This window comes from Photobacterium lipolyticum, assembly GCF_003026475.1.
In the GTDB taxonomy this organism is placed as follows: domain Bacteria; phylum Pseudomonadota; class Gammaproteobacteria; order Enterobacterales; family Vibrionaceae; genus Photobacterium; species Photobacterium lipolyticum.
Genome location: NZ_PYMC01000001.1, coordinates 570,938 through 582,445 on the forward strand (window position 1 = coordinate 570,938; position 11,508 = coordinate 582,445).

Here is an 11,508-nt window from a genome sequence, read left to right on the forward strand (position 1 = left end):
GCTTACAGGAATTCATCAGCACCACCGCCACCTCCGAGCATTAATTCACCGGCATCGGCCAGACGACGGGCGATAGAAAGAATTTCTTTCTGTGCCGCTTCCACATCGGCCACACGGATAGGACCCATTGCTTCCAGGTCGTCTTGCAGCATTTCTGCTGCACGTTTTGACATATTACGGAGAATTTTCTCACGCAGGGTATCATCGGCACCTTTAAGGGCTTTCTGCAACAGATCTTGCGGTACGTCACGCAGTAACAACTGGATCCCGCGATCGTCCACTTCGGCAAGATTTTCAAATACAAACATCAGATCTTGGATTTGTGTTGCCATGTCCTCGTCATTTTCGTGGATCTGATCCATCAACAAGCCTTCGACATTGTTATCGAGGTAGTTCATGATTTCAGCCGCTGCTTTCAAGCCGCCAATTTTGGCAGCCTGAGTACCAGCCTGACCGGCAAACTGTTTCTCCATAATGTCATTCAGTTCATGCAATGCTGCTGGCTGAACTTCTTCAAGATTGGCAATACGCATCATCAGATCAAGCCGCACGCGTTCTGGGAACTGAGACATTATTTCAGCAGATTGCTCTGGCTCCAGGTATGACAGCACGATAGTCTGGATCTGCGGGTGCTCATTAAGAATAATACTGGCAACCTGACGCGGATCCATCCATTTCAATGAATCCAGCCCGCGGGAACCACTGCCCATCAGGATTTGATCAACAAGGTTATTCGCCTTATCTTCTCCTAATGCAGCAACCAGGGTATTACGGACAAAGTCTTCGCTGCCCGAACCGATACTGCTGTACTTCTGAATATCTTCAAGGAAATGGCGATGGACTGCAGAGGCCTTCTCCTGGCTCAAATCAGCCATACCTGCCATCGAGCTACCGACTCGCTGTACCTGTTTCGGTTCAAGATGGCGAATAATACTGGCCGCATCCTGCTCACTGAGGCTGAGCAATAAGATCGCCGCTTTCTCAGTGCCACTTAAGGTCATGACATCAAATTTTTTATCTTCTGTGGTTGCGACTTCATTAGCCATCTTCGTTTAACCAACCTTTAACTACTTGCACCGCTAAATCTTGCTCGTTCGCCACCAACGCTCTGACCGCTTTAAGCAGATCTTCATCTTTATGCAGGTTTGGCAGATCTAAATTACTGCTACTCAATTCAAAACTTTCCATACCATCGAGCTCAGCACCAATCAAACCAATCCCCTCTTCGCTATTGGCAAGAATCGGTAGGCCATTTTCGTCAAGCGGCGTACCATCTGAGGCCTGATTCGGATACAACAATTTTTTCATCGCCGGACGAACCAGCACAATGATCACGACAATAATCACTAGGGCCGCAGCCAACCAGCGTATCCAGGTATTGAAATTCGGATGATCCCAAATTGGCAAATCAACCAATTGCAGCTCTTCCGGCACCGCAAATGCAACCGAGATGACTTCCAGCAGATCACCCCGTGACTCAGCAAATCCAACCCCGCCCATTAACAATCTGCGAATTTTGACCAAATCAGCTTCACTGACCGGTACCCGGGTCATTTCACCGGTTTCAGGGTTAATCACTTGCTTGTAATTGATCGCCACAGATACCGTCTGACGACTGATAGTGCCTGATTGGGCCCGCTTATGACTAATCGTGGTATCTAATTCAAAGTTACGGGTGGCTTCACGGTGGACGGAGCCGTTGTTTGAACCCTTGCCTGACTGCATATCGGCAATATCTTGCGGGATAGATGCGTCTGCGGGAGGCTGATTACTTAATGCTCCGGGAATGCCCGCAACCACATTGCCGTTATTGTAATCTTCCAGCGTGTATTCACTGCGGGTTGATGACGTCGCGGGATCAAACTTTTTACGCGTTTCTTCAATCGCGCTGAAGTCCATAGAAATATCGACCTGAGAGGTATAATTTCCCAGACCTAAAACAGGAATTAAAATTGCGTCAATTTTTTCACGCAGGGCTTTTTCCTGTTTACGCTCTAATTCGTATTCTTTACGTTTCGCCGTCGCAGCCGGATCTTCAGTGCCCGAACTCAACAGCCGACCATGTTGATCGGTCACTGTCACTCGGGTTGGTTTCAGACTTGGAACTGCCGTTGCCACCATATCAACAATGGAATCAACTTCTTGCTGACCCAGCATGCCATTCGATGACAAGGTCAGAAATACAGTTGCTGACGCTTCCTGATTATGGCGTACAAACACGCTTTGCTTAGGCATAGCCAAAAGCACCTGGGCTTTGCGTACCTGACGGATCTGTTCAATGGCACGAGCAAGCTGACGTTCCCGACTAAGCTTCAGCCGCTCACGTTCAAGACGCTGGGAAACACCAAAGCCCATATCTTGCAGCAGAATATCATCGCCTTCAGACACCACCGAATTTAACCCCGTACGGGTTAAGTCCAGCTTAATTGCAGCAAAATCATCAGCCGGAACGCGAATCGTGTTCCCTTCAAGTTTGTAGTTCACTTGCTTCTGATCAAAATGATCAAGGATCGGAATGAGTTCATCGGTGGAATACGTGCCGAGCGGACGCATCTCGGGCTCTTTTATCCACATCACCACCATGACAATTAATGCCACACAGATAGCGACAGACAGCACGAGAATAACCTGACGTAATAAGTCCAGGTTGCCTAGCATGCTATCGACACGAGTGGCGCTTTTTTCATCCGCATCGGGATTATGCAGTTCAAGTTCACTGTCTGTGATAGCAGGAGCCGGTGCATTTCCTGCTACAGCTAATTCGTGATTTGGTGTTTGTTCCGACACTAACTATATCCTGGATTACACTGGCATATTCATTAATTGTTTATAAGCTTCCACCAGTTTATTGCGAACCTGTACGGTAGCTTCAAAAGCAACACTCGATTTATTTCTTGCAATCATCACATCGGATAACGACACACTGCGATCCCCTTGATCGAAACGGGTGCTGAGATCGCTCGATTGCCCCTGAAGCTGATTAACCGACTTAACCGCATCATTAAGCAATGCACCAAAATCGGCACTGACCTGCTGCCCCGTTGCCGGGCGAGAGGCATTTTGGGCTTCCAGCTTCAGGCTTTGCATTTCGGTTTGTAGTCCATTGACGTTCATTGTCTTCCTCGTGCTGTCATTATATTGACGTTGGTGTCGATTATCACTGCTTTTGCTAATTAAATTGCAAACTTAACGCCAGTTTTATGAATAAACCGTAATAAATCACGATTAATCTAATCAGAGTGGGATCTCAATTCCGGCATCGCGCATTTTTGCTAACTTGTAGCGCAATGTTCGCGGGCTGATACCCAATTGTTCAGCCACGTCTTTACGTCGGCCTTCACAGGCTTTAATGGTATCAAGAATAATAGTGAACTCCTGCTCGCGAAGTTCACTTCCTAATCCGTCTCGTGACGTTGCAACCGAGGCAGGTTCGATATTACGTCGCTCTACATGCGATTGCACTTCTGCATGCAATTGCACCTCTGTGTGTGATTGTACCGCGGACTGCAGGCTTTGTGCATCCAGCCAGTCAAGTCCTTCCAATAAAATATGTCCACTTTCAACACTGAGGCTGTCACATAAAATTAATGCGCGCTGAATGACGTTATCAAGCTCACGCACATTGCCCGGCCACTCATATTGCTGCAATTTCACTTGCGCACTCTGGTTCAGTACCGGTACCGGTAACCCTTGCTTCATACAATGGCGTTCAATGAAATATTGTGCCAGCGGTACGATATCCCCTTTACGCTCAGTCAGTGCCGGCCATACTAACGGAAACACATTCAGACGATAATACAGATCTTCGCGGAAATGTCCTTGCGCCACATACTGTTTTAAATCGCGGTTACTGGTCGCCAGAACACGGATATCCAGCTTGATGCTTTTACGACTGCCCAAGCGTTCAACTTCGCGCTCTTGTAACACCCGGAGCAGTTTTGCTTGCAGGTTTAAATCCATCTCACTGATTTCATCCAGTAAAATAGTGCCACCCTGCGCTTGCTCAAATTTTCCCGGACACGCTTGCACAGCCCCGGTAAATGCGCCTTTTTCATAGCCGAATAACGTGGCTTCCAGCATATTATCCGGGATCGCCGCACAGTTAATTGCAACAAATGGGCCTTCGCTGCGGCCGGAGTGATCATGGATATAGCGCGACATTACTTCTTTACCGCAACCGCTAGGGCCAAGCACCATCACATTGGCGTCCGTTTTAGCCACCTTATCAGCTAAAGCGAGTAGTTTGAGACTCTTCTCATCGGCCACAATAGCATGACTTGACTCACTCTTCACTGGCGCATAACGACTCACCATGTTGAGCAGCACTTCGGGGGCAAATGGCTTAGCCATGTAATCAATCGCCCCCTCTTTCATTGCCGATACTGCATCTTCAATGTTGGCGTAGGCGGTCATTAACAAAACAGGTGTCTTCGGCCAGTGCAGTTTGATATTACGTAATAACCCCAAACCATCCATACCGGCCATCTGCACATCAGAGACGACAATATCAACCGGTTCAGACTTCAATATCAGTAAAGCTTGCTCTGCACTGTCTGCTTCTAACCATTGGTAGCCAGCCAACGCTAATGTATCAATCAAGGCTTCACGCAAGCCTTCATCATCTTCTACGACTAATACGCGGCTTTGATTCATCGCAATTCTCCTAGCGCTGCCGGCTTGTAGGCCTGTTGTTCATTGTCCGAACAGGTATTAGCCTGTAGCGGCTGATTTTCCGCCAGGGGGATCTTTAAAGTAAAACACGCCCCGTGACCTAGTTCTGACTCTAATAAAAGGTGCCCTTTATGGGCATTTGCCACCATCTGTACCACAGCCAGCCCCAATCCAGTCCCTTGCTGGCGAGTAGTAAAAAACGGTTCTAATATTTTCGTTTGCATATCAGCCGCGATACCCGGCCCGTTATCTGTTACCGACAGATAGACATCATTGTTATACCGCGTGCAACTCACCGCGACTTTACATTGTTTACCCGACATCTGGATCGCGTTGGTAATTAGATTACTTAATGCACTGGCTAATGCATTGGCATTACCTAAAATCATTGCACTTTCATCATCGCAATCAATACTGAAGTCAACCTGGTTCGCCACCACCTGCGCTTCCACCATAGGTTCCAGCTCATTAAGAAAACTGTCGAGATCAAAGCGGTTAACCACTTTGTTATCTCCGCCTTTGGCAAACAGCAACATGTCGTTGACTTGCTTCTCCAGGTCGTGCAGGCGATCAACTAATTTTGTCTGAAATCGTTGCCGGGTCTGCGTATTCAAATTAGGAGCCGATAAATTAGAGGCATACAGCATCGCACTGGATAAAGGGGTACGCACTTGATGCGCCAGTGAAGCGACCATTTTCCCCAGAGATGATAATCGCTGCATTTCACTGAAACGGGATTGCAGCAGACGTGTTTCGGTCATATCGGTTATCAGAATCAGCTGACCGGCATCAGAAGCCGAAATTGCTAATTTAACTTTACGTCCACTGCGTAAAGACACTTCGTGACCATCATCCTCCTGTGGAGCGAAAGCTCGCTGGATCACAGAGAACCAGCGCTCTCCTTCAAGCGGCCCGCCTAACAAGCGGTGGGCTTCCGGGTTTGCTTCACACACGCACCCCATAGGATCAAGCAAGATCACTCCCGCAGGCATGACATCCAGTACTTGTTTATAACGGCTGATTTGCTGAGTTAGCGTTCCCAGCGGAGATTCGATTTCACCCATGCGATACCTAACAAAAGCGCACAAAATGTCTTATAAAGCATTTTTCATGCCAAATTAAAACCAATAGTATCAACATGTTGAATAAGAGGAAAGAATACTGGCGGGGTCAAAAAAATGACACCGCCATAGAAAAGTGACAATTTAACGTAAATCTTCTTTGTTTAAACCATACTTACGCATTTTTTCAACCAGAGTCGTTCGGCGCATACCCAGCATATCTGCTGCACGGGCAACAACTCCCATCTGAGCTTCAAGTGCCTGGCAGATCATTTCCACTTCAAGTTCAGCCAGCATCTCTTTCAGGTTCACCCCTTCCGGTGGCAGATCATTTAAGCCTGACATTTCTTCCGGCTCTTCATATGAAGAGGCGAACATATCGGCTAATGCTGCGCGTTCCTGATCTTCTGTTGATAGAAAATTTTCTTCTGGCTGGAAGTCAGGAAGATGACTATAGCGATATTTCATCGGCAAATGATTCACGTCGACCATCTCACCCGGATACAGGATGATAAGGCGCTCAACCAGATTCGCCAGTTCGCGAACATTGCCTGGCCAGTCATGTTCCATTAATGAGGTAATCGCCCGCGGCGTAAAGTGGATTAACTTCGCCCCTTCCGCTTCCATTCTTGCCAGTAGCTCTTGCAGCAACAGTGGCGTATCTTCGATACGTTCACGTAACGCCGGCATTTCGATAGGGAACACATTCAAGCGATAGTATAAATCTTCACGGAACGTGTTCTCGTGGATCATTGCATCGAGATTACGGTGTGTTGCCGCAATAATGCGGACATTGGTTTTAATGGTCGCATTACCACCCACTCGCTCAAAACAACGTTCCTGAAGCACACGCAGTAATTTCACCTGCATCGGCATCGGCATATCACCGATCTCATCAAGAAATAAGGTACCGCCATCTGCCAGCTCAAAACGCCCCTTACGCGAAGCAATCGCGCCGGTGAAGGCCCCTTTTTCATGGCCAAACAATTCACTTTCAAGCAGATCCGGCGGAATAGCACCACAGTTAACAGGCACGAATGGGCCGTCGCGACGAGAAGAATGATAATGAACATTGCGCGCGACAACTTCTTTACCGGTGCCGGATTCCCCAAGGATCAAAACACTGGCATCTGTTGACGCAACTTGTTCTATAAGGTGACGTACCTGGCTGATGCTTTCACTGCGCCCCACCATACTGCGGAATAACATATTCTTCCGCCCGATCTGAGGCACCTGAAAGGTACGCTTACCAAGAAACTCCTGGCAATGGCGTAATGCATCAGCTAATTGACCGTAATTTAACGGTAACTCTAATTCACCCACATAGTTGGGCAACCCTGCTAAGTCACGGGCATGATCAGATAAGGCAATCACCGGGATATGATTATGAATGCGTAAGTAGTCCAAAATTTTCTTGAGTGATTTATTTGAACTAATTTTACCCAGTAAACAGGCACCCCATGCCCTTTCCCAGAGTGGGTTTTCTACTTCATTGGTTGATACCGCTTCATGCTGCTCACCAACAAAACTAAGAATGACACTGAGGTCATGACGGTGCTGCAGATCGTCATCAATAACGAGGGTCTTTGCTATACCTTGCATAGGACTGATATTGCCTGCCTTTATAAGAATTTTCTATTTTGTGGCGTATTCGAGAGGAACAGCAACCAAATGTTATGGCCTGCTATTGTAATAAAAGCACAGGAGAAGGCAACTGGGGACGCATAAAAGCTGTGACCCCAGTACAAAGGAATAAATAAACTAAGACAGGTTTTGGCTAAAATTGGATCTACTCAGCATATTTCTGTAGTTATTTAGCTGTCCTCATTGGCTATAGACAATAAGAATAACTACTACACATCAAGCTGAGTCATGCTGTGATATTCCGTCGGGATCTGCTCCCACGCTGACTTAATCTCACGTAGCATGTCAATCACATCATCAATCAATTCAGCTTTATTCTCCTGGTTTGCCAGGTAAATTTGCTGGATCATGAAGTCGTACAATGCATCAAGGTTGGCCGCAATCTCTCCGCCGTCTTCCATCGACAGGCAGCTGCGTAGGCTGATGATAATATCTAGCGCTTTACCCAAACGCTCACCTTTTACAGCAATAGAACCTTGCTGCATCGCTGCCTTACCCTGGATAAGGCGCTCTATTGCACCGCCCATTAACATCTGAATCACCCGGTGAGGAGATGCCGACGTTAACTGACTGTCTACTGAGACTCGTTTATAAGCCTGTAGCGATCCTCTCATTGCCATTTTATTACCTTACCGAAATTTATTATAAATCTGCATCGAGCGTTGCCCGTGCTGTAGTCGTTGTAGTTGACTTGCTGACAGATCTCTGTGGTGACGGATCCGCGCCAGCAAACACGTCGTCCGCTCAACCGCAGCCTGCCACTCATCTTTATTTAAGCGTTCAGGCTCAGCCATCAACTGTTGTAAAAGAGACTCACGCTGCTGCAGTAACTGTTGCAGCTCATCAGAAGCAACATCACCTTCAACAGCTAAAATCGCCTCCAGTTCATTGTCTAACTGATTTAAACGTTGCATAAAGGCTCTCTTTTATCATTACATCTGGGGCATCATGCTCATCATAGAGCCAAGCTGGCCCTGCATTTTGCCCATTGCTGAATCCATCGCCGTAAATTGGTCATGGGTGCGCTTTTGTACACTATCCATGCGACGATCTAACTTTGCTTGATCAGAATTTAAACGCGTTACCTGATCATTTAAACTGTTTTCCCGTCCTCTGATACTGCCGGTGATCCCGGTATGCGAGTGGATCAAATCTTCAACCCTGCGAGCAAAACCTTTAGGGCCACCAAAAAATTCGCCGACATCGGCAAAATTCTTATCCAGCTGTTTGTCCAGCATGTCATAGTCGACCTCCAGCCGCCCGTTCATACTGGTGGTGATCCCCAATTCACTCAGGGTTTTAACCGACTCTGGCGCGTCTTCGACCGGGTTCGAAAAAGCCGCTCGCAGTTGGTTAGTCACTGCACGGATAATGGTGTCACCCACCAGCGGGCCTTTTTCCTGGGTTTGCGGATCAAACTTGCCGAGTTCCTGGCTGACATCAAAAAACTGGTTATAGGCATTCACAAACTGCTCAATGGCACCGCCAACCTGATTACGATCATAACTCACATCTACGACGGCATGGGGAGTTTCCAGGCCATCGGTCAACTGAGCGAGGTTCAGATCAACCCCCTTGATCGCATCTTCAATCACATTAGCGCTGCTGGTCACGACCGCTAACCCATCAATCAGCACGCGGGCATCTTTCGCCTGCTGCATCTCAGTCATGGAGTTAACGTCATGGTTACTGTTGAAACCAAACTTTTGCAACGTGCTGAATGAAGGCGCATCAACTTTAACCTTGATGCTGTTTTCCTCTCCCGATTTATCAGACGCCAATACTAAACGCGCCCCGACATCATCTTTAATGATGGATGCCATCACTCCGGGGTTAGAAGGATGTCGATTGATCAGGCGAACAACATCAAGAACTTTGCTCTCATCTTCCGGAATATCAACCGTAAACTGCGTACCTGCCAGCCCGATAGCAAGTTTTCCCGCTCCCAATTTCTCTTTTTCATCAAAAGAGCTTGAAACGATTTTGTGGGATTGGGCGAGTTGTTGAACGTTAACCGTATATTTACCGGGAATGGCTTCGGGTGAGGCGGTGGCGGTTAAAACATCAGTGTCGTCAGAGCTCGCCATTCGCGCAGATAATGCATCATTACGACGAAAATCTGACATCAGGTTTTTCATGGTATCTAACGAACCTTTCAGTCGCCCGTAGGCACTGAGACTGACATCAACCTGATCTCGCTGCTGATTAATACGCGCTTCTTTTGGAGCCCGTTCAGATTCAACGATCTTATTAACCATATTGTTAATATCAAGACCTGAAGCGGTGGCCGCTGCGCCTATGTTCATTGACTACCTCAAATGATGCCAGAGTTACACTTTCGTCGTTACCAGCCCCCCGGAATGCGATGCCAGCTGCCGGGAGAGTTCTAACATATCTTCATCAGGGATCTGCCTGACCACATTGCCACTTCGCTTTTCATAGATAGTGACAACATCGCGACCAGATTCTTCATCGATACGAAATGCCAGCCCTTTGTTCAGCGTGCCGACAAACTCTTCGATTTTTTCAACCATTTTCTCAAGCTGTTCGCGTTGGACCTCACTGCGCTTTTCCAGCTCAGCAGATTGCTCTATCCGACGTACGTCCGTTTTACCCTTATCACTACTGTGATCAATACTCGCAGGATTAACGGTGTTTGGTACTGATGGCAAGCCCTGTGAATCGCCTGAAATACTAGCAACATTTGTGCCATTTCTTGATATCGGTGAGGGCTGAGATGAAGTCGATACGGGTTTCATATCCATAATCATTCACCTTCTTACTTTTCTGAAAGCTGCATATAGCAGAAAACGGCAAGGGAAATCCCTTGCCGTTTTTTAGTGGAATTAACCTAGTAGGCTTAGTGCAGCTTGTGGCGCTTGTTTTGCCTGCGCAAGAATTGACGTCGCAGCCTGAGAAAGGATCTGGTTCTTGGTCATATTCGTTGTTTCTTTCGCGAAATCAGTATCACGAATACGGCTGTTAGAGGCAGAAACGTTTTCATTAACGTTATCTAAGTTGTTGATGGTGTGGTTCAGACGGTTCTGAGATGCACCAAGGCTTGCACGATCTGAATCGATTTGCTTCAGGGCGTTATCAAGCACGGCTACCGCTTGCTGTGAACCACCAACACTTGTTACGTCAATGTCTTGAACAGAAGTAGTATCTGCACTTGTAGCTGCTAAACCTAGTGTTGCCTGCAAAGTACCTGATGCAGTGATTTCCTGTCCAGAATCAGACACTAACTGTAATGAAAGAGAACCATCATCATTCTTAGCAACAGAAGCGTTTACATTATCAACAGCACCGTTAATTTTTGTTGCCAGCTCTTCAATATCATCGCCAGATTTAACGTTAACGTCTGTACCATTAATCACCAGATCTTGCGCACCGGCTTCAGCCGTACCATCCGCAGCCTTACCAACTTCCCAATCAGAACCAACTTTTGCAGTACCCGCAGTAGCCGTACTACTCATCGCATCGGCACGAGTATCGGTTAAAGTAAGCTGTACTGCTTCACCGGAATCGGCACCGACCTGAATTGAGCGACTGCCAAACGTACCGTTCATCAGCTTAGTACCACCAAAAGAGGTAGTTTCGGCGATACGGTTGATCTCATCTTTCAGTGCCGTCACTTCTTCTTGGATAGCAACACGGTCATCTTTAGAGTTTGAACCGTTAGCAGATTGTAGTGACAAGTCACGCATGCGTTGCAAGATGTTAGTCGTTTCCTGCATTGAACCTTCTGCGGTCTGTGCCATAGAGATACCGTCATTGGCGTTACGTACCGCCACATCCAGACCACGGCTCTGGGTCATCAAGCGGTTAGAGATTTGCAGACCAGCCGCATCATCTTTCGCGCTGTTGATTTTGCTACCTGTCGCAAGACGCTCCATTGATTTACCTGAAGCTTCAGTCGCCTGGCCTAAGTAACGCTGAGCGGTCATTGCAGAAACGTTAGTGTTTACTGTAACTGCCATAATGTATCTCCTTAAGTATTCAAAATGGCTTGACCAGCCCAGCCGGAAAAACCTTGTTATTCTTAGTACATGAGTTGTAACGGCATGCTCAGGAAAACCTTTAAGTTTTTTTTTAGATAATTTCAAAAACCGCAAGAAGTGTGACCAAGTTA

General features: G+C 47.2%; 11 protein-coding genes. All 11 read right to left on the reverse strand.

Features of this window, described 5'->3' with window-relative positions; genetic code table 11:
* Positions 1 to 2: 2 nt before the first annotated feature.
* The 11 genes from fliG to C9I89_RS02550 all read right to left on the reverse strand — a co-directional run bounded on the left by fliG (position 3) and on the right by C9I89_RS02550 (position 11,356).
* The gene (fliG, locus tag C9I89_RS02500; protein WP_107281750.1) at positions 3 to 1,046 is read right to left on the reverse strand and encodes a flagellar motor switch protein FliG; all 1,044 of its coding nucleotides are present in this window, start codon (positions 1,044 to 1,046) and stop codon (positions 3 to 5) included.
* Positions 1,039 to 2,787, reverse strand: coding sequence for a flagellar basal-body MS-ring/collar protein FliF (fliF, locus tag C9I89_RS02505; RefSeq protein WP_107281751.1), 1,749 nt, complete (start codon positions 2,785 to 2,787; stop codon positions 1,039 to 1,041). The genes fliG and fliF overlap by 8 nt, the downstream gene beginning before the upstream one ends.
* Positions 2,788 to 2,802: 15 nt before the next feature.
* On the reverse strand, positions 2,803 to 3,114 hold the full coding sequence (gene fliE, locus C9I89_RS02510; protein ID WP_107281752.1) for a flagellar hook-basal body complex protein FliE: 312 nt from the start codon (positions 3,112 to 3,114) through the stop codon (positions 2,803 to 2,805).
* Between the two features lie 120 nt (positions 3,115 to 3,234).
* On the reverse strand, positions 3,235 to 4,653 hold the full coding sequence (locus tag C9I89_RS02515) for a sigma-54-dependent transcriptional regulator (protein ID WP_107281753.1): 1,419 nt from the start codon (positions 4,651 to 4,653) through the stop codon (positions 3,235 to 3,237).
* On the reverse strand, positions 4,650 to 5,735 hold the full coding sequence (locus tag C9I89_RS02520; RefSeq protein ID WP_107281754.1) for a sensor histidine kinase: 1,086 nt from the start codon (positions 5,733 to 5,735) through the stop codon (positions 4,650 to 4,652). Before C9I89_RS02520 ends, C9I89_RS02515 begins: the two co-directional genes overlap by 4 nt.
* Before the next feature lie 141 nt (positions 5,736 to 5,876).
* A complete protein-coding gene (locus C9I89_RS02525; protein WP_107281755.1) occupies positions 5,877 to 7,334 on the reverse strand; it encodes a sigma-54 dependent transcriptional regulator in 1,458 nt (485 codons plus the stop codon).
* Positions 7,335 to 7,585: 251 nt separating this feature from the next.
* The gene (gene fliS / locus C9I89_RS02530) at positions 7,586 to 7,990 is read right to left on the reverse strand and encodes a flagellar export chaperone FliS (protein WP_107281855.1); all 405 of its coding nucleotides are present in this window, start codon (positions 7,988 to 7,990) and stop codon (positions 7,586 to 7,588) included.
* Between the two features lie 15 nt (positions 7,991 to 8,005).
* Positions 8,006 to 8,290 carry a flagellar rod protein FlaI gene (locus C9I89_RS02535; RefSeq protein ID WP_107281756.1) on the reverse strand — a complete coding sequence of 95 codons (285 nt, stop codon included), beginning with the start codon at positions 8,288 to 8,290 and terminating at the stop codon, positions 8,006 to 8,008.
* Positions 8,291 to 8,308: 18 nt separating this feature from the next.
* Positions 8,309 to 9,682 carry a flagellar filament capping protein FliD gene (gene fliD, locus C9I89_RS02540; RefSeq protein ID WP_107281757.1) on the reverse strand — a complete coding sequence of 458 codons (1,374 nt, stop codon included), beginning with the start codon at positions 9,680 to 9,682 and terminating at the stop codon, positions 8,309 to 8,311.
* 24 nt (positions 9,683 to 9,706) lie between these two features.
* Complete coding sequence (locus tag C9I89_RS02545) at positions 9,707 to 10,141, reverse strand: flagellar protein FlaG (RefSeq protein WP_107281758.1); 435 nt, start codon at positions 10,139 to 10,141, stop codon at positions 9,707 to 9,709.
* 81 nt (positions 10,142 to 10,222) lie between these two features.
* Positions 10,223 to 11,356, reverse strand: a complete 1,134-nt coding sequence (locus C9I89_RS02550) for a flagellin (RefSeq protein WP_107281759.1) — start codon at positions 11,354 to 11,356, stop codon at positions 10,223 to 10,225.
* Positions 11,357 to 11,508: the final 152 nt, after the last annotated feature.

Coding starts and splice junctions, on each gene's coding strand:
- fliG (WP_107281750.1), bottom strand. CDS start 1,046: ATGGCTAATGAAGTCGCAACCACAGAAGATAAAAAATTTGATGTCATG.
- fliE (WP_107281752.1), bottom strand. CDS start 3,114: ATGAACGTCAATGGACTACAAACCGAAATGCAAAGCCTGAAGCTGGAA.
- C9I89_RS02515 (WP_107281753.1), bottom strand. CDS start 4,653: ATGAATCAAAGCCGCGTATTAGTCGTAGAAGATGATGAAGGCTTGCGT.
- C9I89_RS02520 (WP_107281754.1), bottom strand. CDS start 5,735: ATGGGTGAAATCGAATCTCCGCTGGGAACGCTAACTCAGCAAATCAGC.
- C9I89_RS02525 (WP_107281755.1), bottom strand. CDS start 7,334: ATGCAAGGTATAGCAAAGACCCTCGTTATTGATGACGATCTGCAGCAC.
- fliS (WP_107281855.1), bottom strand. CDS start 7,990: ATGAGAGGATCGCTACAGGCTTATAAACGAGTCTCAGTAGACAGTCAG.
- C9I89_RS02535 (WP_107281756.1), bottom strand. CDS start 8,290: ATGCAACGTTTAAATCAGTTAGACAATGAACTGGAGGCGATTTTAGCT.
- fliD (WP_107281757.1), bottom strand. CDS start 9,682: ATGAACATAGGCGCAGCGGCCACCGCTTCAGGTCTTGATATTAACAAT.
- C9I89_RS02545 (WP_107281758.1), bottom strand. CDS start 10,141: ATGGATATGAAACCCGTATCGACTTCATCTCAGCCCTCACCGATATCA.
- C9I89_RS02550 (WP_107281759.1), bottom strand. CDS start 11,356: ATGGCAGTTACAGTAAACACTAACGTTTCTGCAATGACCGCTCAGCGT.